The organism is Streptomyces sp. NPDC046900 (genome assembly GCF_040644975.1).
Classification (GTDB): Bacteria; Actinomycetota; Actinomycetes; order Streptomycetales; family Streptomycetaceae; genus Streptomyces.
Window position 1 is genome coordinate 135,084 of record NZ_JBEYXD010000006.1, and the last position, 20,168, is coordinate 155,251.

Below are 20,168 nucleotides of genomic sequence, written 5' to 3' on the forward strand. Positions count from 1 at the left end.
TCGAGCGCAGATTCGGCGTCTGTGTCGGCACGCTGGGTACCCGCGCTCGTTGAAGCACATCTTGCGTGGGTATGGGGCGAAATAGGCATCCATGGGTGCTCCGTCCGCGACGGCGGGAGTCGACCACCCTGTACGCAGGCCCCGCAGGCCCGCGCCAGGAGGCGAGGAAGGGAGCGACGCCGTGCGTTACCGCAACCGTCGGCAAGCCGGACAGGAACTGGCCGAACGGCTTCTGGAGTGGGCCGGCAGCGGTGATCTCACCCACGTGATCGTGCTCGCGCTGCCACGCGGCGGTGTTCCGATCGGGGCGGAGATCGCCCGGGCCCTGAAGGTCCCCCTGGACGTACTGGTCGTCCGCAAGATCGGCGTGCCCGGTGCGCCGGAGATCGGCATCGGCGCGATCGTCGACGACGATCCGCCGCTGTTCGACGCCGTGGGCCTGGAGGCGATGCAGCTGGACGAGCACAAGCTCGGTTCGGAGGTCGCCGGGGAACGGGCCGAACTGTACCGGCGCGAAGGTCTCTACCGGGCAGGGCGCCCCGCGCCACACGTCACGGGACGCACCGTGGTACTCGTGGACGACGGACTGGCGACCGGCATCACGGCTCGGGCGGCACTGCGCCATCTGCACCGCGAGGCCCCGCACCGCCTGGTCCTCGCCGTCCCCGTGTGCAGCCGCTACGCCGCGCGGGAGTTGCAGGAAGAGGCCGACGACGTGATCTGCCTGCACCAGCCGCAGCACCTCGGGTCGGTGGGCGAGTGGTACTCCGACTTCGAGCAGGTCTCCGATCAGGAAGTGCTCGAGGCGCTCGAGAAGCTGCGGGACCTCCACCCGGCCTGAGCCCGGGACGTCGCGGCCGGTGGTGGACCGTCGGAGCGCGTGTGTCGTCCCATCCTGGGTACCCGCAGTGACCGGATATCGGACAGCCACGGGGAGATGAACAGGATGATCTCCGAGTTGGTGATGGTGCCCACCGAGGAAGCGGTGCTCACGGGTGACCTGGTGGTGCCCGGGCACGTACCCGCGGTGGTGCTCTTCGCACACGGCAGCGGCAGTTCCCGGCTCAGCGTGCGCAACCGCGCGGCCGCAGCCGAACTGCACAAGATGGGACTGGGCACATTGCTGCTGGACCTCCTCTCCGAACGTGAAGAGCGCGAGGACGCGGCGACGGCCCAGTACCGCTTCGACATTCCTCTGCTGAGCCGGCGCCTGGGCGCCGCTCTCGACTGGCTGGCGCAGGAGCCCAACACCAGGGGCCTTCCCGCGGGCCTGTTCGGGGCCAGTACGGGGGCGGCCGCGGCGCTGATGGCGGCGGCCGAGCAACCGGAGCGGGTGTATGCGGTCGTCTCCCGGGGCGGGCGGCCGGACCTGGCGGGCGACGCCCTGGAGCAGGTGACGGCACCGGTCCTGCTCATCGTCGGGGGCAACGACGAAACGGTCCTGAATCTCAATCAGGAGGCCGCCGCGGCGCTGTCGGCGCCGCACGAGATCTACGTGATACCGGGTGCCACCCATCTCTTCCCGGAACCCGGCGCCCTGGAGCAGGTCGCCGAGGCCGCCGGGCGGTGGTTCCTGGCCCATCTGCCCCAGAGGGAAGGCCCCGAGGGGCGGCAGCCGGGGTGACTCTCCCGACGCGTTGCCTCCGCTGCCCTGACTGACTGGAGCAAATGCCATAAAGGATGAATAAATCACCCATATTGGGGAATTCGTTGCCTAAGGGAATAACCTCTCATAGAGGGGAGACGGCAGCGATGTCGTATCCGCGGCAGTCCACCAGTGCAATGGGCACGCATCCCGAACTGGCAGAGATGCGGGAACGGCTCGAGCGCACGGCCTCCAGCGGCTCGGCGATCGCCATCGAGGGATTGATCCTCCTGGCGGGCGTCTACGCCGCGATCTCAGCTTGGGTCGTGCACTTCTCGGCTTCTGAGCGCAATCTCACCGTCAGCAATCTGATCGTCGGCATCACCCTCGCCCTCATCGGGCTGTGCCTGACCATGGCACCGGAACGCATGTTCCGCCTGGCGTGGGTGGTCGCGCCGCTCGGCGTGTGGCTTCTGATCTCCCCCTGGGTGGTCACCGCGGCCCACAGCGCGACGGCCGGCATCATCTGGAACAACTGCGTCCTCGGCGCGGTGACGCTCCTTCTGGGGCTCGCCACGATGGGCCTGACCATCGGCGTAGCCCGCCGCGGTCGGTGAGCCCGGAGAACCTGCCGAGAGCCGGCGGGACCTCCCGCCGGACGCAGGACGTCCTTCGGCTGATCAGGCGGCCGTATCGATGACCGTCAGCAGCCGTGTCAGGACATCGTCCCGGAAGAGCGCGCGGCCCTGAGCCGTACGGCGCTTCCGGTCGGGACCGGCTACGGCGATTCGTCCCAGCGCGTCGAGCAATTCACGCTCGTCGACCGCGAGGTCGGAGAGGCCGAGTGCGGCCATACGCCGTACCCCGTCCGCGCCATGGCCGGGCAGGGGCCGGTACCCCACGACCGGAAGCTCCGCGGCAAGGGCCTGTACCGCGGTCTGTCCGGCGGCGTTGTCGACCAGAGCCCGGGCTGCGTGCAGCAACCCGGGCATGTCGGCGCTCCAGCCCAGGGCGAGCACTCCCGCGTCGCCGGACAGGGTGCTGCGGAGCCGCTCGTTGCGACCGCACAGGACCACCGGAAGGAAACCGCGCGCGGCGAGCAGCCGTGCGGTGCCGGGGAGGCGGGAGCCGGCTCCCCAGGCGCCCGCGGACAGAAGGACCGGCGGGCGTCCGGGAGCGTGCCGCTCGAAGCGCCGTGCCCACAGGGCCGCCGTGGCCGCCGGCGCGAAGAACTCCGGTGCCACGACGGGTCCGGCCGCGTCGGCGGGTACGGAGATGTCCTGACGCACCTCTTCCGCGGCCTGGTCCGTGACGCACAGATACCTGTCGTTGCCCTCGTGGAGCCACTGCCGGTGCACGGCGAAGTCGATCAGGACGACGACGCTCGGCACCCGGAGCCGGCCCTGGGACCGCAGATGACCGGTCAGTTGCGCGCCGAGGTGGAAGACGGGAACCACCATGTCCGCGCGGGTGTCCTGCACCAGTGCCATGAGGCGATCGCCGGCGAGCCTGGCCAGCGACACGCCACTGGGCCGACGGCCGGTCCCGCGCCGCAGGAACACGCGATAGACCGCCGCGTACGCCCAGGGGAAGCTGCGTACGGATGCCTGGTAGCCGCTGCGCAGGCCCATTCCCAGGCCGGGCGGCAGCAGACCCAGGACGTCGACCACATGTGCCTCGTGACCGCTGCTCCACGCACGGCGCGCGAGTTCGGCGGCCACCGTGTCGTGTCCGGACCCCATGCTCGCGCTGACGATCAGCAGCCGCCGGGAGTCACGCCGGGCGCGCCGGGCAGGGTCAGCCACGGCATGCGGGAGAGGCTGCGGGGGCGGCCGATCGTGGTGCGATCCCATCGGCGGAGCCGCGCCCGTCACCTGTCGTCGGCGGACAGGTCGCGTCCGCTCGCGTCGCCCGCTGCGGCGACGCAGGGGAAAATGCACACATCAGTACCGATTGTCCCTGTCCATCCATGTCCAAACGCCTTCGACCCCCTTCCGAGTTTCGGAGTGTGGCGAGCGGGATACCCGCCGTTCGCATCCTTGGCTCGAACCCAGGAGCAGTCGCCTTCCGCCCGTCACTCCGGTGTCCGCCAGTCGCAGCTGAGGTCAGCCGCCATGTCTCATGCTCCCTCCCGTGTTCGATCCGCTTCCGCCTTCCCTGTGGACGCGCCGTCCGAGACGGGCAGGCGTTCCGATGGCCGGTCGGTTCGGCGGGGTACGGCACTGGTGACCGGCGCGTCCTCCGGCATCGGAGCCGCCGTCGCCGGGCGCCTCGCGGCAGAGGGAGGGTGGCGGCTGGTGCTGAACGGGCGCGACATGACCCGGCTGACCTGTGTCGCCGCGCAGACCTCCGCAATCGTCTTCCCCACGGATCACACCACGCCGGGTGCCCACCGCCGGCTGGCCGAGTTCGCACTCGACCGCCTGGGCCGGGTGGACCTGCTGGTGGCGTGCTCCGGCATCGGCTGGGCGGGCGACTTCGGCAGCATGCCGGCCCGCGACATCGACGAGGTCATCGGCGTGGATGTGCTCGCCACGATGCACCTCATACGGCAGCTTCTCCCCCACATGGTCGAAGCCGGCTCCGGACGCGTAGTGATCATCGGATCCTTCGCGGGCACCGTGGGCGTACGCGACGAGGCCGTCTACTCCGCGGCCAAGGCGGCACTCGGCACCTTCGCCGACGCCCTGCGGTACGAACTGCGCGGCACGGGTGTGGGCATCAGCCATGTGGTCCCCGGTGTGGTGGACACTCCGTTCTTCGATCGGCGCGGGGTGCCCTATCTGCGGTCAAGGCCGAAGCCGGTGCCGCCCGAACGGGTGGCGGAGGCCGTCTGGTCGACCGTGTGCCGGGGCCGGGACGAGGTTTTCGTACCCGGTTGGCTGCGCCTGCCCGCGCGAGTGCGCGGCGCGGCACCGGGGCTGTACCGGCGGCTCGCCGCCAGGTTCGGATGAGTGACGGGTGAGCTGGCTGACGGTCCTCCTGGCCCTGCTCGCGGCGCTCTGCAACGCCTCGGCGTCGGTCCTGCAGCGCCGGGCCGCGACGGACGAGCCGGAGAGCGGCAGAGGGGTGCGCCAGGCGGCGCGGTGGCTGGCCGGGGTGCTGCGGCGGCCGCACTGGCTGGCGGGTGCGGGCATGCTCGCCCTGTCGACGGTGCTACAGGCCGCCGCACTGGCCGTGGGCAGCCTGTCCCTGGTCCAGCCCCTGATGGCGAGTGAGCTGCTGTTCACCCTGGCCGTCGGCAGCGTGGTCTTCCACCGGAACCCCGACCGTCGCACCTGGCTGGCCTTCGTGGCCCTCGGCGTCGGGCTGGCTCTCTTCCTCGGTACGGCGAATCCCTCTCCCGGCCGGTCCACGGCTCTGCCGGGGCGCTGGCTGCCGGCTGGAGTGTCGGTGCTGTGCGCCGTCGCCCTGTTGGTGGCCGTGGCCCGCCTGTGCAGGGGCGCCCCGCGCGCCGGGCTGCTCGGGCTCGCGTCCGCGGTGTCGTTCGCCGGCACGGCCGCGCTGCTGAAGGAGGTCACGGGAAGAGTCGGGCAGGAGTCCGGCACCGTGCTGGCGCAATGGCCGCCGTACGCGACGGTCGGCGTCGGGGTGGTCGCCTTCCTGCTGTTGCAGAGCGCGTTGCGGGCCGGGACCCTGGCGGCATCCCAACCCGCCCTGACCCTCGGCGACGCCCTGACCAGTGTGGCGCTGGGGTGGGCGCTGTTCGGCGAGCAGATCGCCCTCGGTGTGCGGATCCTGCCGGAACTCGTCGGTGTGGCGCTCATCGGGGCCGGAAGCATCGGGCTGGCGAGAGCCCCGTCGGTCAGCGGCGCCTGGGACTCGGCGCCGGGAGGCCGCAACGGCGCGGACCCCGGCGCACAGAGACCGGCACATCAAGGGTCGTGAACCGGCCACCCCCGGACCGCGACACCGAAGGAGGCGGACTCACCCATGCCCCATCCCCCCGGCCATTCCCCCGCCATGCGTGCCGGCATGGCCCTGGCGCCGTTCGCCGCGGTCGCGGCCGCGCACATCGGTCCGGCCGTGACCTGGCTGCCCGGCCTGCGGCGCCGCTGCTTCCCGCGGCTCGCCGGTGTCGGCCGCCCCGGGCACATCGCCCTCACCTTCGACGACGGTCCGGATCCGGCGTCCACACCGCGCTTCCTCGACGCGCTGGACGGTCTCGGCGTGCGGGCGACCTTCTTCGTGCTGGGCGAGGCCGTCGCACAGTACCCGGCACTGACCCGTCAGACCCTGGAGCGCGGACACGAACTCGCCGTGCACGGCTGGACCCATGACCGCCCGTGGCTGCCCTCCCCCGGACGGGATACGGCCGACCTGCTTCGCGCGGTCCATGCCGTGCGTGCCATCACGGGCAGTGCGCCGCGCTGGTACCGCCCGCCCTACGGCATCCTCACCTCGGGGCGCTGGGCGGCCGCCCGGAGGGCGGGGCTCGAACCGGTGCTGTGGACCGCCTGGGGCAGGGACTGGACCGCCGACGCCACGCCCGACTCCGTACGCGCGGTCGCCGAAGCCGACCTGCGGGGCGGCGGCACCCTGCTCCTGCACGACTCCGACCGGACCTCGGCCGCCGGCTGCTGGCGTGCCACACTCGGCGCGCTGCCGGGGATCGTGAACGCCTGCCGTGACGCCGGTCTGACCGTGGGTCCGCTCGCCGAACACGGCACGGGAACCGGAGGAGCGCGCGTGAAGAACCACGGTGCCTTCGCGGTCGCCGTCGGCAGCGGCCGGCCCAAGCCGGTCGGCTCCGGGGAGCCGTAGCCCGGAAGCCACCGATGCGAAGGGTGCGCCGACGATGTCCGGAACGGCGCGCCCGTGATGGTGCGGGGGCACCCGAGTCGCCCGCACCGGCGGGCGCGCCGCATTCATGCCGTGGGCGCAGGCGAAACCGGCCATGCGCCCTCGCGCTTGAGCACGGCGGGGGCGCGCTGCTCAGACCCGGGGCGCTCCCCCACGCAGTCCGTCCATCACGAGGTCCAGCAGCCTGGTGGCGCGCGGCTGCCAGTCCGTGCGGGGATCGATCTGCCAGAGGCCGGCGATGGCGAGGAGGAAGTCGTCGGAGGTCACCCCCGGACGAATGGTGCCGGCCTCCTCGTTCGCGCGGAGCAGGAGTTCGGCCGCGGAGGTCACCGGTGTGTGGCCCGGTTTCGCGGGGCTCCCGGGGGCGCTGGTGGCCTGCCGGATGGCATCCGCCAGACCGGCCTTGGCCATGGCGAACCGGGCGAGGCGGTCCATCCACTCGCGCAGCGCCTGGTCCGGCGCCCGGGTCGCCAGCAGCTGGGCCGCGCTGTCGGCGACCTGCTGCGTCTCGTACCGGTACACCTCGAGGACGAGCGCCTCGCGATTGGGGAAGTTGCGGTAGAAAGTGCCCTGCCCGACGCCCGCCTTCTTGGCGATCACACTCAGGGGGGTGTCCGCACAGCGCGTCAGCTCGGTCACGGCCACTTCCAGGATGCGCTCGCGATTTCGTTGCGCGTCCGAGCGCAGAGGCGCCTCCTTCTTCCGCTGCACTCGCCCTCCTCGCGGGTCCCCGGCCGAACCCGGCCTTGCTAACCGGACAGCTGTCCGTTACGTTTCTCATTACCGGACAGCTGTCCGATTAGCTCCACCATAGCGTCGGACACGGCCGAGGTCGCCTGCCGGTGGCCGCCCATCGGCGTTGTCCCCCGCATCCTGCGCGCATCGCAAGCGATACCGCTACGTACAGCGCCATCCCCCCGAGTCCTCTGCCTGCCGGACCGCCCCCACGTGCCCCTGATACGGGAAAGAAGGCTGATCATGGCCCCAGCCCCCTTGTCGACGTACAGCGACATCACCTTGAACATCAACGGCGAGAAGTACGCGCTGTCCGTCGACCACCGCACCACCCTGCTCGACGCACTGCGCGAGCGCCTCGATCTGACCGGCACGAAGAAGGGCTGCGACCAGGGACAGTGCGGTGCCTGCACCGTACTGGTCGACGGGCGCCGGGCCGTCTCCTGCCTGCAACTCGCGGTGGCCGCCGAGGGGCGCGAGATCACCACCATCGAAGGCGTGGCCGACGGCGAGCGGCTCCACCCCGTTCAGCAGGCGTTCCTCGACCTCGACGGCTACCAGTGCGGTTACTGCACCCCCGGACAGATCTGTTCCGCGGTGGCGGTGCTCAAGGAACACGCCGAGGGCTGGCCCAGTGCCGTCACCGACGACGTCCGGCCCGAAGCGGGCCCACCACCGCTCACCGACGACGAGATCAGGGAGCGGATGAGTGGCAACCTGTGCCGCTGCGGCGCGTATGTGTCGATCGTGCAGGCGGTCGCCCGGGCGGCCGCTGCCGGCGCGGAGGCGCAGGACGCGGAGGCGGCGGCATGAGGGAATTCGGCTATCAGAGGGCGTCCGACGTCGCCGGCGCGGTGGCCCTGCTCGGTGACGATCCGGACGCGCGCTTCCTCGGCGGCGGCACCAACCTCGTCGACCTGATGAAGACCGGGGTGGAACGGCCCGCCCGGCTGGTGGACGTACGCGAACTCCCCCTGGACCGGATCGAGTCGACGGACGACGGCGGCCTGCGCATCGGCGCCACCGTCACCAACGGCGATCTCGCCGCCCACCCCGAAGTACGGCGACGGTATCCGGCGTTGGCACAGGCGGTGCTGGCCGGTGCCTCCGGGCAACTGCGCAATATGGCCACGGTCGGCGGTAACCTGCTCCAGCGCACACGCTGCGGCTACTTCGCCGACGTGACCAGGCCGTGCAACAAGCGTGTCCCGGGCAGCGGCTGCCCCGCGGTCGAGGGCGAGCACCGCAACCACGCGATCCTCGGTGCCTCCGAGCACTGTGTGGCCGTCCACCCCTCGGACATGGGCGTGGCGCTGACCGCATTCGACGCCGTCGTCTCCTACGAAACCGTGGACGGGCCGGGCGAGTTGCCGCTCACCGAGTTCTACCTGCCGGTGGGCGACACCCCGCACCGGGAGACCGCGCTGCCACTGGGAGCGCTGATCACGGGCGTCACCCTGCCGCCCGCTCCGGTCGCCGCCCGATCGCGCTACCGCAAAGTGCGGGAGCGTGCCTCGTACGCGTTCGCGATCGGCTCGATCGCCGGTGCGCTCGACGTCCGGGACGGTGTCGTGCAGGACGTACGTCTGGCCTTCGGCGCCGTGGCGTCCCGGCCGTGGCGTGCCCGGACGGCCGAACGCGTCCTCACCGGCGCGCCGGCCGACGGCAAGACCTTCGCCGCCGCCGCGGACGCCGAACTGACGGCGGCCGCGCCGCTGCCGCACAACGGATACAAGGTGACACTGATGCGCAACCTCGTGGTGGCCGTGCTCACCGAACTCGCCGAGGAGGCCGACCGATGACGACCCTGACGACCGGGACCGCGACGGCCAAAGCCTCCGTCGGGACGGCGCACGTCCGTGTGGAGGGCCGGGACAAGGTCACCGGGGCGGCCCGCTACGCAGGCGAGATCCCCTTCGCCGAACTCGCCCACGGCTGGCTGGTGCTGTCCACCGTCGCCCGCGGCCGCATCCGCTCGGTGGAGACGGCTCCGGTCCTCGGTATGCCGGGTGTCCTCGCCGTGCTGCACCACCAGAACGCCCCGCGCGTCGACAGCGACCACACCGGCCTCCTGGGGGTGGCGCCGGAGCCGACCTCGGCCCTCTTCCAGCACGACCGCGTGCCGCACATGGGCTGGCCGGTGGCGCTTGTCGTGGCCGAGACGTCCGAACAGGCCAGGGAGGCCGCCGAGGCGCTCGTGGTGCACTACGCGCAGGAGCCGCACGACGTGGCGTTCACCGGCGGGCACCCGGATGCGTACCCGGTGGACGGCCATATGCCGGGGGTGACGGAGCGAGGGGACCTCGACGGCGAACTCGCGGCGTCCGCCGTCGTCGTGGACGCGGAGTACACCACGCCGGAAGAGCACCACAACCCGATGGAGCCGCACGCGGCGATGGCCCGGTGGGACGACGGGCGGCTCGAAGTCGTGGACTCCAACCAGGGAACCACCTGGGTCGCGGACGGACTCGCCAAACTGTTCTCCCTCGACCCGGCCGCGGTGCGGGTGCGGTCCGAACATGTCGGCGGCGGCTTCGGGAGCAAGGGCGTCCGCGCCCACCAGGTCGCAGCCGTGATGGCCGCCACCGTACTGCGGCGCCCGGTACGCGTGATCATGACCCGTCGTCAGATGTTCTCCCTCGCCGGGTACCGCAGTCCCACCACCCAGCGCGTCAGGCTCGGCGCCGGCCCCGACGGACGGCTGCGCGCACTGGAGCACAGCTCCCTCAACCTCACCTCGACCGTGCACGAGTTCGTCGAGCCGAGCGCCGGGGTCGCACGGGTCATGTATGACGCCGACGCCCATCACACGGCCAACCGGGTGGTACGACTCGATGTGCCGACACCGACGTGGATGCGCGCGCCGGGCGAGGCACCGGGCTCGTTCGCACTGGAAGCGGCACTCGACGAACTCGCCGAGAAGTGCGGGATCGACCCGATCGAGCTGCGCGCCCGCAACGAACCCGAGCGAGGTCCTGTGTCCGGGCTGCCGTTCGGGGGCCGCAACCTGCTCGCCTGTTTCCGGGAGGGCGCCCGCAGATTCGGCTGGGCGGACCGGGACCCGCGTCCCGGCCTGCGCCGCGACGGGCGCTGGCTGCTGGGCACCGGCACGGCGGCGGCCTCCTTCCCCGCGGGAGCGGGACCGTCCACCGCGGTCGTGACGGCGGAGGCGGACGGCACCTTCACCGTGCGGATTGCCGCTGCGGACATCGGAACCGGGGCCAGGACCGCGCTCACCCTGGTCGCGGCCGACGCCCTGGAGGTGGTCCCGGACCGTGTCCGGGTCCGGATCGGGGACAGCGACTTCGGGCCGGCGATGATCGCCGGAGGGTCGATGGGCACCCGCTCCTGGGCCTGGGCGGTGACGGAGGCCGCGCGCGAGGTGCGGGAGCGACTCGCCCTCGGCACCGCCGTCCCCGCGGAGGGCATCACGGTGCGGTCGAACACGTCCGCGGCCATCGGCGCCCTCACGCCGAAGGAACGGCACTCCTTCGGAGCGCAGTTCGCCGAGGTGGCCGTCGACACCACCACGGGAGAGGTACGCGTACGACGCATGCTCGGCGTCTTCGCGGCGGGCCGGATCGTCAACCCGCTCACGGCACGCAGCCAGTTCGTCGGCGGGATGACCTGGGGCATCTCCATGGCACTGCACGAGGAGGCGGTCAGGGACCTGGCCTCGGGCGGACATGTCGGAGCCGATCTCGCGGGCTACCACGTCGCCACGCACGCCGACGTGCCGCACCTGGAGGCGCACTGGCTGGAGGACCCGGACCCGGACGACCCGGTCGGCATCAAGGGCATCGGGGAGATCGGCATCGTCGGCGCCGCGGCGGCGATCGCCAACGCGGTCTGGCACGCCACCGGTGTACGCCACCGGAATCTGCCCATCCGTCCCGACCGCGTTCTGTCGGCCGGCACGGGAGCGCCCCATGCTTGACATCGCCGGGCAGTTGAGCGGCTGGATCGAGGAGGGCCGGGACTTCGCCGTCGCCACCGTGGTGGCCGTCGGCGGCAGCGCGCCGCGCGGTCCCGGCGCGGCCCTCGCCGTCGACAGCGAAGGCACGGTCATCGGCTCTGTGTCCGGCGGCTGTGTCGAAGGGGCGGTGTACGAGCTGTGCGTCCAGGCGCTGCGGGACGGCGAGACGGTCCTGGAACGCTTCGGCTACAGCGACCGGGACGCTTTCGCCGTCGGGCTGACCTGCGGCGGGGTCATCGACATCATGGTCACTCCGGTCGGCACGCAGTCACCCGCACGGCCGGTCCTGCAATCGGCGCTGGCGGCAGCCGTACGGCATGAGCCCGCGGCTCTCGCCCGAGTGGCCCGGGGGCCGGCCTCCTTGCTCGGCAGGGCCGTGCTCGTGCGCCCCGACGGAGCGTACGAGGGCCATCTGGGCGGGCGGACGGAACTGGACCGGACCGCGGCGGCCGAGGCACGGGCCATGCTGGAGGCCGGGCGCACCGGCACGGTCGAGCTTTCGCAGGACGGCTCGCACTGCCCGGGCGGCCTCACCCTGCTGGTCGAGACGCATGTGCCCCCGCCTCGGCTGATCGTCTTCGGGGCGATCGACTTCGCCGCCGCGCTCGTGCGTGCGGGCAAGTTCCTCGGCTACCACGTGACCGTGTGCGACGCCCGGCCGGTCTTCGCCACACGGGCCCGATTCCCCGACGCGGACGACGTCGTGGTCGACTGGCCGCACCGCTACCTGCGGCGTACCGCGACCGACGGGCGCACGGTGCTGTGCGTGCTCACCCACGACGCCAAGTTCGACGTACCCCTGCTCAGGGCGGCGCTGCGGATGCCGGTCGCGTTCGTCGGCGCCATGGGCTCACGTCGCACCCATGAAGACCGCAACCGGCGGCTGCGTGAGGCGGGGGTGAGCGAGCGGGAGTTGTCCAGGCTGCGGTCGCCGATCGGCCTCGATCTGGGTGCCCGGACGCCCGAGGAGACCGCTCTGTCGATCGCGGCCGAGATCGTCGCGGCCCGGCGGGGCGGCACGGGCGTCCCGCTGACCGGCTCCGGGACGCCGATTCACCATGGCGCAGAAGAGCGGGGCCGCGTCGCGGCCGCCTGAGCGGCAGGACGGTCCCGGCCCGGGCACGGGTCGACGGACTCGAGTGGCCCTTTGGCGGCTGGACGCCCACGTTCTGACGGCCTGTATGCCAGGTGCCCACCGCCACTGAGTGCCGATGACCGAGGCGGTCTCGGCCTCGGCTCGTGAGGCACCAGCGGTCCTTGAACGTCCGGTCCAGTGATGCCGTCCGCCCCGCCCCGAATCCGGCACACCGGGGCTCCGCGCTCGCTGGGCGGGGCCCAAGTGGAGCCTGCATCATGCGCAGGACGGACCGGGGCACCGGCACGGACCAGGTGCCCGCCCGCCTCGGCCGTAAGAGGGATCGGTCCCGCCGGAGCCGGGGCGTGCCCGTCCGGCAGGTCCCGGCTCGGATAGCTTTCGGGAGCCGACCGGAAAGTACGCATGACCTACCGTCAGCTGTACTGACCGGACACCGCCGTGCCGGCGCCACCCGTCCGACGTCCTGCTCCCGGTCGCCGACACCGGGCACGAACCGGCCGCCCGGGCTGGGCAGCGGGGGCTCCGGTACGCCCCGACAGCGCATGGTCCCCTGCGCTGTCGGGGCCGACGGGCGGCGGCTCCTTCTCCTTCGCCAACGGCTCGGCGTTCTCCCGGACTTGCTCGACGCGAGGGCTACGGTTGCGTGCTGGCGGAGGCCGACGTCGCGTCGGCTCCCTTCTCCTTCGCCGCCTGAAGCGCCTTCAGGTAGTCCTCCGGGGACAGCGCCTTGCACTCCGGCGTGCCGTCGTCCGCGGTGTCGTTCTTCCTGGCCACCAGGGCGTCCGTGCAGGCGGCTATCTGCTCCGCGCTCGCGGTCTCGGCAGCAGTGGAGGTCGGCTTCGCGGACCCGTCACTGCCCGAGTCGAGGGCGGAGCAGCCCGTCAACGCGAGCACGGCGACGACGAATACGGCGGCGGTGTGGCGCATGGTCTTCCTCAAGTAGCGGGCAGTTCGGTCAACGTCGGGGACGGGGTGTCGAGGGCCGGGAGGGCACGGCACAGCTGCCGCCTGGGCCGGCGGCGTATGCCTGAGTGACCTCGTGGTCACGTAGGGGAACGGCCGGACTTTTGCATTCCAGGCGCGCCGCGTCAACCGCTCCTTCACAATTAGGCCGCGTCGTTACGGATCAGCGCCCGAGCGGGCAGCGAAGCGGCCGGTGCCGGCCAGCCGGACACCCGCCCGCCCGAGCTGCGAGGGCCCGCCCGAGCGCCGTGGGATGCGGGCCTGCCCCTGACGGGTGAATCTGGGGGTATGGCCGAGCGTCGCGTGATCGTTTCCCCGCCCTCCGAGACCGGCGGCCGGCGTGTCCGGGCCGACGGCGAAATCCTGGGCATGGCGTACGGCCTGCACGATCTGGCGGTGCTCCTGCAGCGTGCCGGGCTGGAGGGCTGGGACGAACTGGATGTCGCCGAGTCACCCCTGATCGAGTGGCACGGTGGTGGACCCGAGGTATGGCCGAGGAGCGGCTGAGCGCGGCTGACCCAGTCCGTACGGCCTACCGCGGTGGCGGATCGGTCGTGCTCGCGGGTGCCTCACCCTGTGGCGGCTGAAGGGACGACGAACGCCCTCGCCTGCCGTGCCGCAGCGCCGCTGGGTGAACTCGGCTGCGCGAGGGCGTCGGCGAATCCGGGCGGCCATCCGCCCGGGACGACAACCCGGCCGTCGGTCTCGTCCTCGCCGAGGAGCCCGGATCCGGGGCCCCGGCGGGGCGCGGACGGGAGGTGTGGGCGCATGCGGACACCGGGCCGCGTCCGGCTGCGCCAGGCCCCGGCCTGGCTCCGTGCGCACGATCCAGAGCTCGCGGCGACCCGCCGGGCAGTGCGCACGGCGCTCGTGATGCCGGGCCTGTTCGCCTTGTGCGGCGAGGTGATCGGATCGCCCGCCATGGCGACCTTCGCGGCGTTCGGTTCCTTCTCGATGCTGCTGCTCGTCGAGTTCACCGGCCCGATGGTGCAGCGGCTGCGGGCCCAGCTGGGCCTCGCGGTGGCCTGGATAGTACTCATATGCCTCGGCACACTCGTGGCCCGTGAGGTCTGGCTCGCGGTGGCCTCGATGGTCCTGGTGGGTTTCCTGATCCTCTTCTCCGCCGTGGTCAGTTCCGTTCTGTCGGGGGCGACGACGGCACTGCTGCTGGCCTTCATCCTCCCGGTCACCTCCTCCGGGACGCTGTCGCAGCTGCCCGAGCGGCTCGCCGGAGCGGGCCTGGCGGCCGCCGCGTCCCTACTGGCGATCTCCCTGTTGTGGCCCCGCCCGGCGGCCGACCCCCTGAGCGCGCCCGCCTCGCGTGTCTGCCGCGCGACCGCCGCGCAACTGCGCATCGACGCCGCCCGGCTGGCGGGCGGGCCCAACGCGCCGGGTGTCCCGCAGTGCCGCGCCGCGGCCGAGGAAGCCGCCGCGGCCGCCGGCGAGCTGCGCCGCGCGTTCGATGCCACCCCCTACCGGCCCACCGGGCTGTCCGCCGGCTCCCGGGCCCTGGTCCGCCTCGTCGACGAACTGACCTGGCTGTGCGCCATCGTGGCGGACAGGCCGCCCCCGCACGAGGACCTCCCGGCCTGCGACCCGGCGGCCCATCGCGTCCGCCGGGCCGGCGCCGAAGTGCTGGACCGGGCCGCCGAACTGCTGGACGCGCCGCGCGAGCCCCCCGACGCTCTCCAGGCAGCCAGGACCCGACTGCGCTCGGCCCTTGCGGACATGGAACGCAGCGCCACCACCCGACTGCCCCTGCGGCGGCCCAGCCCGGCCACCGAATCGGCGGTCCGCGCCTTCCTCGGCACGCTGGACCTGTCGTTCCGCGCCCAAGAACTGGGGTTCGCGACGCTCCAGATCGCCGGAAACGTGGACCTGGCGGCCGCCGCCGAACGGCGTGGCTGGGCCGAGCGTCTCCTCGGCCGAGATCCCGGCGCCCTGGGCGGGCCCCTGGCGGCGGCGCACGAGCGGGCGGCCGCGCATCTGCAGCCGCACTCGGTCTGGCTCCACAACAGTCTCCGGGGCGCGCTGGGCCTCGGCGCCGCGGTGGCCCTCGCCGACCTGGCCGGTATTCAGCACTCGTTCTGGGTGCTTCTGGGAACCCTTTCCGTACTGCGTTCGAACGCGCTCAACACCGGTCAGAACGCGCTGCGCGCCCTGGGCGGTACCGTCGCCGGCTCGCTCATCGGGGCCGGGCTGCTGCACCCGTTCGGGCACCACGGCACACCTCTGTGGTTCCTGCTGCCCCTCGCCGTGCTCGTTGCCGGCATCGCACCCACGGCCATCTCCTTCGCCGCCGGACAGGCGGCCTTCACCATCACCCTCGTCATCCTGTTCAACATCGGACACGACCCCAACTGGCACATCGCCCTGCTGCGGGTCCAGGACATCGCTCTCGGCTGCGCGGTGAGCATGGTGGTCGGCCTGCTCTTCTGGCCGCGCGGTGCCGCGGCCGCGGTCGACCGGGCCCTCGCCACGGCGTACACGGACAGCGCCCGCTATCTGGCGGGCGCGGTGCGGTACGCCGTCCGCCGCTGCGGCCCCGATCCCGCACCGGCCGACGCCCCGGTGCGCCTGGGCCGCCAGGCGGCCGCCGCCGCCCGCAGGCTCGATGACGCCTTCCGCGGCTACCTCGCCGAACACGGCGCGAAACCGGTCCCCCTGGCGGACATGACGACCCTGGTCACCGGCATCGTAGGACTGCGCCTCGCCGCGGACGCCGTGCTGATGCTGTGGCAACGCGACGGACAGCCGCACACGGAGGCGGACCGGGCCGACGCCCGCCTCGTCCTGCTGAACACCGCGAACCACGTGTCCGACTGGTACCGGTCCCTGGCCACCGGCCTGACCATGCACACATCCGTGCCCGATCCGCTGCCGCGCAGTCCCGCCGCCGAGGCACGCCTGGTCGCGTCCCTCCATCAGGACCTGACCGACGACCGCGGACAGGCCACCGGCACCGCCGTGCGCATCATCTGGACCTCCGACCACCTCGACGTCGCCCGCCGCCTCCAGCCCAGCCTGGCGGCGGCAGCGGCGGCCGCCGGTCCGGACGGAACGACCGGCACATCCCTTGCCCGCCGGTGGCGCCGCCGAGCCGGCCCACGGCGCGATCACGATCCCGGGGAGCGCTGACACCGCAGGCATGGCCGAAGGGCGGCAGCCCGCCGGCCGCGGCGCGTGTCGCGGATGCCTGCGGCCGCCGCGTGTCCCATCCGAGGGCGTCCGAGGCGGCGCTCAAATGTGGGGACCGGGCCTCGCCGGCCGGTGATCCAAAGGATGCGCGAAGCCACGACGGCGGTTTCCCTCCGCCGCGCTTCCGGCGTGGCGCTCGTCCGCAGGGAACAGCACCCGCCCGCCGGTGGCGCACAAACTGCGCGAAGCCACAGCCGTACAGGACCGCCTTCGGCGACGGTGGCAGGCGGCTGGGGGCATGCTGGAGAAATGATCGTGCTCGCCGCGTTGTTCGCCGTCACCGGCGCTGCCAGCAATGCGATGGGTACGGCCTTTCAGCGCAAGGCGGCGTCCACCGTCTCACGTGGCGGTGGGCTGCGGCTCGTCGTCGCACTCGCACACCGCCCTGCCTGGCTGATCGGCATCGGCGGCGTCATGGGGGCCGCACTGTTCCAGGCGCTGGCCCTGCTGAACGGCCCCATGGCCCTGGTGCAGCCGCTCTTCGTCCTCGAATTGCCCTTCGCCCTGCTGATCGCGGCCCAGCTCATGCACCGCCGGCTGCCGCCCGCGGCCTGGTGGGCGATCACGGGGGTGGTCGGGGGACTCGCACTGGTCCTCGGATCCGCGTCCCCGGCCGGCGCGCAGAACCAGGCGTCCATGATGCGCTGGCTCCCGGTCCTGGTGATCTGCCTGGGAGCCATGGCGGCGGCGGTCGCCGTGGCCCGCCCGGGCCGCCCCCCGCTGTTCCGGGCCGCCGTGCTGGCCACGGCCTCGGCCATCGGCAACGCCCTCACCGCCGCGCTGCTGAAGTCGGCCACGGGGAAGTTCGCCGAGGGAGGTCTGCCGGCCTTTCTGACGTCCTGGCAGACGTACGGCTTCGCGGTGACCGGTGTCTGCGCGATCCTGCTGCTCGAGAACGCCCTCCAGGCGGGCTTGCTGACCGCGTCCCAGCCGGCGCTGACCATCGGGGACGCCACGGTGAGCCTGATGATCGGCATCACGCTGTTCGAGGAGCGGATCCGGACCGGCTGGTGGGTGCTGCCGGAGTTGATCGGGGTCGCGCTCATCGTGTGGGGGGTACTGAGGCTGAGCCGGGTGGTCGGCACGCAGGCGGCGGAGGCCGCAGGCGCACGGAGCTCATCTGCCTGAGGCGCCCCGGCCGTCGGACCCGTGGTGCTCACCGCGTCAGGCTCGCCGCCCTTCCTGGCGGCTCTCCTTGCGTCAGTCGAAGCGCCATTCGAGGCGCCACTCGAAGGTCGCGCCGAACTCAGCCCCCTCCGGACACTTATGCCCCACTTGTCTTACCCTGGACTGATACCAGGTGGGGACTACAGGTATCTGTAGGTGACATCCTTGGTATGAATTGAGCTGGAATGACTGATCCTGAGTGGAACGTCGGTCACAGCGGAAGCGTGTCCGATGCGGTCACGGCCACCATCAGCCCGGGAGGCACCATCACGGGCTGGAGCCCGGCGGCCGAGCGGTTGCTGGGCTACCGTGCGGCGGAGGTCGTAGGCCACACCGCGACCGATCTGCTCGCCGCCCGCGGGCCGTCCGACGCAGCGGGGCTCTCCCTGATCGGCTCCCAGGAGTGGAGCGGCACCGCGGCGCTCCGGCATCGCGACGGTCACCGCGTGGCACTGACCCTGCACGCCTATCCGTCGCTCGACGGCCGAGGCCGGCCCCAGGGGTTCGTGGTGATCGCCGCGACCGGCTCGACGGAGGCGCAGCGCGATCAGAGGATGGTGGCGTGGGCCTTCGCCCAGTCCTCGATCGCCCTGTCCACCTTCACCACCGACACCCGCTCCTGGCAGCTGAACGCCATGGCGTCGGAAAGCCCCCGCGGTGACGACGGTGAGCCGGGCCCGTCGCCGTACACGGATCTGCTCGACGGCAGCCGCGCCGACGAAGGGTTCCTGCGGTGTGTGCAGCAGGTCGCGGAGCGGGCGGAGCCGATGCGCTACGAGCGGCACATCCCGGGGCCGTCCTCCACCCGGGAGCAGGCCTGGGTCATCGAGCTGTGGCCGGTGCGGGACCCTGTGACCAACCGCGTGTGCGGTGTCGGCACCGCGACCTTCGAGAGCAGCCAGCACCATACGGCCCGGCAGCGCCTGGCGCTGCTGAACGAGGCGGGCACCCGCATCGGCACCACCTTGAACGTGACCCGTACCGCCGAGGAACTGGCCGATCTGGCCGTGCCGCACCTCGCCGACTTCGTGAGCGTGGACCTGCTGGACACCGTGACGCGCGGTGAGGAGCCCGTTCCGGGACCCGTCGACGCCTCGGTCGGCCTGCGGCGCGTGGCGCACCAGTCCGCCCGGCAGGGGGTGCCCGAAGCGGCGGTCGCACTCGGCGCCATCGACACCTATCTCCCGCTCTCACCCCCCGCCCGGGCCCTCCGCACCGGGCGGCCCGTGCTCAGCGCGAAGGGGGATCCCGACTTCAACCAATGGATCGCCGTCAACGAGAGGCGATACCGCAGTGTGCACGCATTCGATTTCCACTCGGTCATGTCCATACCGCTGCGGGCGCGGGGGATCTCGCTCGGCGTGGCGGTCTTCGCCCGTCTCAAGGACTCGGTCCCCTTCGAGCCGGACGATCTCATCCTCGCCGAGGAACTGGCCGGCAGGGCGGCGGTCGGCGTGGACAACGCGCGCCGCTACACCCGCGAGCGCACCAACGCGCTCACTCTCCAGCGCAGTCTGCTGCCCCGTGACCTCCCCCATCAGGCGGCCGTGGAGGTCGCGTACCGCTATCTGCCGGCCGGCAACGGCGCCGGAGTGGGCGGTGACTGGTTCGACGTGGTGCCCCTGTCCGGTACCCGGGTCGCCCTGGTCGTCGGCGACGTGGTCGGGCACGGCATCCACGCCTCGGCCACCATGGGGCGGCTGCGCACGGCCGTGCGCACCCTCGCCGATGTGGACCTTCCCCCCGACGAGCTCCTGACCCATCTCGACGACCTGGTCAGCCACCTCACCACCGACAACGAGAGCGTCGTCGGGGACGAGCCGCTGACCGGCGGGATCGGCGCGACCTGTCTGTACGCCGTCTACGACCCGGTCTCCCGCGTCTGCACACTGGCGAGCGCGGGCCACGTCCCGCCGGCGGTGCTGCTGCCGGACGGCACGGTCAGCCTGGTCCGGCTCACTCCGGGTCCGCTGCTCGGTGTCGGGGGCCTGCCCTTCGAGTGCACCGAGCTGGAGCTGCCGGAGGGGAGTCTGCTCGCCCTGTACACCGACGGCTTGGTCGAGTCCCACGACCATGACGTCGGCCTGGGGCTCGACCGGCTGTGCGAAGCCCTGGCGTCCCCCGTCCTCTCCCTGGACGAGGCCTGCGACCACCTCATCGAGGCGATGCTGCCGCAGGGCCCCGTCGACGACGTGGCCCTGGTCCTCGCCCGCACCCGCGCCCTGCACGCCGACCAGGTCGCCGCCTGGGCGCTGCCGTCCGACCCCGCGGTCGTCGCCGACGCCCGGGCCCAGACCACCCACCAGCTCGCGCTCTGGGGGCTGCAGGACGCGGCCTTCGTCACCGAACTGGTGGTGAGCGAGCTGGTCACCAACGCCATCCGGTACGGCGAAGTGCCCATCGGGCTGCGGCTGATCCGGGACCGCACGCTGATCTGCGAGGTCTCCGACGCCAGCAGCACCGCGCCGCATCTGCGCCGGGCCCGCGTCTACGACGAGGGAGGACGCGGCCTGCACCTGGTTGCTCGGCTCACCCAGGGCTGGGGCACCCGCCAGACCTCCACAGGCAAGACCATCTGGGCCGAACAGGCCCTCCCGGTCGGCTGACCGGCGGCACGGCGCGGTCCGCAACCGTGACGGGTCCTG

The 20,168-nt window shown here is 72.4% G+C and carries 17 protein-coding genes; 14 read left to right on the forward strand and 3 right to left on the reverse strand.

The window, feature by feature from the left end; translation table 11 throughout:
- The first annotated feature begins 181 nt into the window (after positions 1-181).
- From ABZ904_RS08885 to ABZ904_RS08895, 3 genes are all read left to right on the forward strand, one after another.
- Positions 182-841, forward strand: coding sequence for a phosphoribosyltransferase family protein (locus ABZ904_RS08885; protein ID WP_359392677.1), 660 nt, complete (start codon positions 182-184; stop codon positions 839-841).
- 105 nt (positions 842-946) lie between these two features.
- Positions 947-1,624, forward strand: coding sequence for a dienelactone hydrolase family protein (locus tag ABZ904_RS08890; RefSeq protein WP_359392675.1), 678 nt, complete (start codon positions 947-949; stop codon positions 1,622-1,624).
- Between the two features lie 128 nt (positions 1,625-1,752).
- Positions 1,753-2,202, forward strand: a complete 450-nt coding sequence (locus tag ABZ904_RS08895; protein WP_359392673.1) for an SPW repeat protein — start codon at positions 1,753-1,755, stop codon at positions 2,200-2,202.
- Between the two features lie 63 nt (positions 2,203-2,265).
- On the opposite strand, the gene ABZ904_RS08900 is transcribed toward ABZ904_RS08895, so the two are convergent.
- A complete protein-coding gene (locus ABZ904_RS08900) occupies positions 2,266-3,327 on the reverse strand; it encodes a galactosyldiacylglycerol synthase (protein ID WP_361822249.1) in 1,062 nt (353 codons plus the stop codon).
- Positions 3,328-3,699: 372 nt separating this feature from the next.
- On the opposite strand from ABZ904_RS08900, the gene ABZ904_RS08905 reads away from it, so the two are divergent.
- Genes ABZ904_RS08905 through ABZ904_RS08915 form a run of 3 tightly spaced genes read left to right on the forward strand, consistent with a single transcriptional unit; the run spans position 3,700 to position 6,349 of the window.
- A complete protein-coding gene (locus tag ABZ904_RS08905; RefSeq protein ID WP_359392671.1) occupies positions 3,700-4,539 on the forward strand; it encodes an SDR family NAD(P)-dependent oxidoreductase in 840 nt (279 codons plus the stop codon).
- 7 nt (positions 4,540-4,546) lie between these two features.
- Positions 4,547-5,473 carry a DMT family transporter gene (locus tag ABZ904_RS08910; protein WP_359392669.1) on the forward strand — a complete coding sequence of 309 codons (927 nt, stop codon included), beginning with the start codon at positions 4,547-4,549 and terminating at the stop codon, positions 5,471-5,473.
- A 45-nt stretch (positions 5,474-5,518) separates the two neighbouring features.
- Positions 5,519-6,349, forward strand: a complete 831-nt coding sequence (locus ABZ904_RS08915; protein WP_359392667.1) for a polysaccharide deacetylase family protein — start codon at positions 5,519-5,521, stop codon at positions 6,347-6,349.
- Positions 6,350-6,520: 171 nt separating this feature from the next.
- Here ABZ904_RS08915 and ABZ904_RS08920 read toward each other — a convergent pair whose 3' ends face one another.
- A complete protein-coding gene (locus ABZ904_RS08920) occupies positions 6,521-7,099 on the reverse strand; it encodes a TetR/AcrR family transcriptional regulator (protein ID WP_359392665.1) in 579 nt (192 codons plus the stop codon).
- A gap of 267 nt (positions 7,100-7,366) precedes the next feature.
- Between ABZ904_RS08920 and ABZ904_RS08925 the strand changes: the two genes are divergently transcribed.
- The 4 genes from ABZ904_RS08925 to ABZ904_RS08940 are packed head-to-tail and all read left to right on the forward strand — an operon-like array spanning position 7,367 to position 12,195.
- Positions 7,367-7,936 carry a 2Fe-2S iron-sulfur cluster-binding protein gene (locus ABZ904_RS08925; protein ID WP_359392663.1) on the forward strand — a complete coding sequence of 190 codons (570 nt, stop codon included), beginning with the start codon at positions 7,367-7,369 and terminating at the stop codon, positions 7,934-7,936.
- Entirely contained in the window at positions 7,933-8,925 is a 993-nt protein-coding gene (locus ABZ904_RS08930) for a xanthine dehydrogenase family protein subunit M (RefSeq protein WP_360997343.1), read from the forward strand. The genes ABZ904_RS08925 and ABZ904_RS08930 overlap by 4 nt, the downstream gene beginning before the upstream one ends.
- Positions 8,922-11,060, forward strand: coding sequence for a xanthine dehydrogenase family protein molybdopterin-binding subunit (locus tag ABZ904_RS08935; protein ID WP_359392659.1), 2,139 nt, complete (start codon positions 8,922-8,924; stop codon positions 11,058-11,060). The genes ABZ904_RS08930 and ABZ904_RS08935 overlap by 4 nt, the downstream gene beginning before the upstream one ends.
- The gene (locus ABZ904_RS08940; protein WP_359392657.1) at positions 11,053-12,195 is read left to right on the forward strand and encodes an XdhC/CoxI family protein; all 1,143 of its coding nucleotides are present in this window, start codon (positions 11,053-11,055) and stop codon (positions 12,193-12,195) included. The genes ABZ904_RS08935 and ABZ904_RS08940 overlap by 8 nt, the downstream gene beginning before the upstream one ends.
- 633 nt (positions 12,196-12,828) lie before the next feature.
- Here the strand turns inward: ABZ904_RS08940 and ABZ904_RS08945 are convergent.
- On the reverse strand, positions 12,829-13,122 hold the full coding sequence (locus tag ABZ904_RS08945) for a hypothetical protein (protein WP_359392655.1): 294 nt from the start codon (positions 13,120-13,122) through the stop codon (positions 12,829-12,831).
- Positions 13,123-13,446: 324 nt separating this feature from the next.
- Here ABZ904_RS08945 and ABZ904_RS08950 point away from each other — a divergent pair, with 324 nt between their 5' ends.
- The 4 genes from ABZ904_RS08950 (at position 13,447) to ABZ904_RS08965 (ending at position 20,129) form a co-directional block, all read left to right on the forward strand.
- Positions 13,447-13,665 (forward strand): hypothetical protein, encoded by a 219-nt coding sequence (locus ABZ904_RS08950; protein WP_359392653.1) that lies wholly within the window; start codon positions 13,447-13,449, stop codon positions 13,663-13,665.
- A 261-nt stretch (positions 13,666-13,926) separates the two neighbouring features.
- On the forward strand, positions 13,927-16,296 hold the full coding sequence (locus ABZ904_RS08955; RefSeq protein ID WP_361822148.1) for an FUSC family protein: 2,370 nt from the start codon (positions 13,927-13,929) through the stop codon (positions 16,294-16,296).
- Positions 16,297-16,605: 309 nt separating this feature from the next.
- Positions 16,606-17,484, forward strand: coding sequence for a DMT family transporter (locus ABZ904_RS08960; RefSeq protein ID WP_361822151.1), 879 nt, complete (start codon positions 16,606-16,608; stop codon positions 17,482-17,484).
- 224 nt (positions 17,485-17,708) lie between these two features.
- Entirely contained in the window at positions 17,709-20,129 is a 2,421-nt protein-coding gene (locus ABZ904_RS08965; RefSeq protein WP_359392647.1) for a SpoIIE family protein phosphatase, read from the forward strand.
- Positions 20,130-20,168 lie beyond the last annotated feature (39 nt).

Coding starts and splice junctions, on each gene's coding strand:
- ABZ904_RS08890 (WP_359392675.1), top strand. CDS start 947: ATGATCTCCGAGTTGGTGATGGTGCCCACCGAGGAAGCGGTGCTCACG.
- ABZ904_RS08895 (WP_359392673.1), top strand. CDS start 1,753: ATGTCGTATCCGCGGCAGTCCACCAGTGCAATGGGCACGCATCCCGAA.
- ABZ904_RS08900 (WP_361822249.1), bottom strand. CDS start 3,327: ATGGGGTCCGGACACGACACGGTGGCCGCCGAACTCGCGCGCCGTGCG.
- ABZ904_RS08905 (WP_359392671.1), top strand. CDS start 3,700: ATGTCTCATGCTCCCTCCCGTGTTCGATCCGCTTCCGCCTTCCCTGTG.
- ABZ904_RS08915 (WP_359392667.1), top strand. CDS start 5,519: ATGCCCCATCCCCCCGGCCATTCCCCCGCCATGCGTGCCGGCATGGCC.
- ABZ904_RS08925 (WP_359392663.1), top strand. CDS start 7,367: ATGGCCCCAGCCCCCTTGTCGACGTACAGCGACATCACCTTGAACATC.
- ABZ904_RS08930 (WP_360997343.1), top strand. CDS start 7,933: ATGAGGGAATTCGGCTATCAGAGGGCGTCCGACGTCGCCGGCGCGGTG.
- ABZ904_RS08935 (WP_359392659.1), top strand. CDS start 8,922: ATGACGACCCTGACGACCGGGACCGCGACGGCCAAAGCCTCCGTCGGG.
- ABZ904_RS08940 (WP_359392657.1), top strand. CDS start 11,053: ATGCTTGACATCGCCGGGCAGTTGAGCGGCTGGATCGAGGAGGGCCGG.
- ABZ904_RS08945 (WP_359392655.1), bottom strand. CDS start 13,122: ATGCGCCACACCGCCGCCGTATTCGTCGTCGCCGTGCTCGCGTTGACG.
- ABZ904_RS08950 (WP_359392653.1), top strand. CDS start 13,447: ATGGCCGAGCGTCGCGTGATCGTTTCCCCGCCCTCCGAGACCGGCGGC.
- ABZ904_RS08955 (WP_361822148.1), top strand. CDS start 13,927: ATGCGGACACCGGGCCGCGTCCGGCTGCGCCAGGCCCCGGCCTGGCTC.
- ABZ904_RS08960 (WP_361822151.1), top strand. CDS start 16,606: ATGATCGTGCTCGCCGCGTTGTTCGCCGTCACCGGCGCTGCCAGCAAT.
- ABZ904_RS08965 (WP_359392647.1), top strand. CDS start 17,709: ATGACTGATCCTGAGTGGAACGTCGGTCACAGCGGAAGCGTGTCCGAT.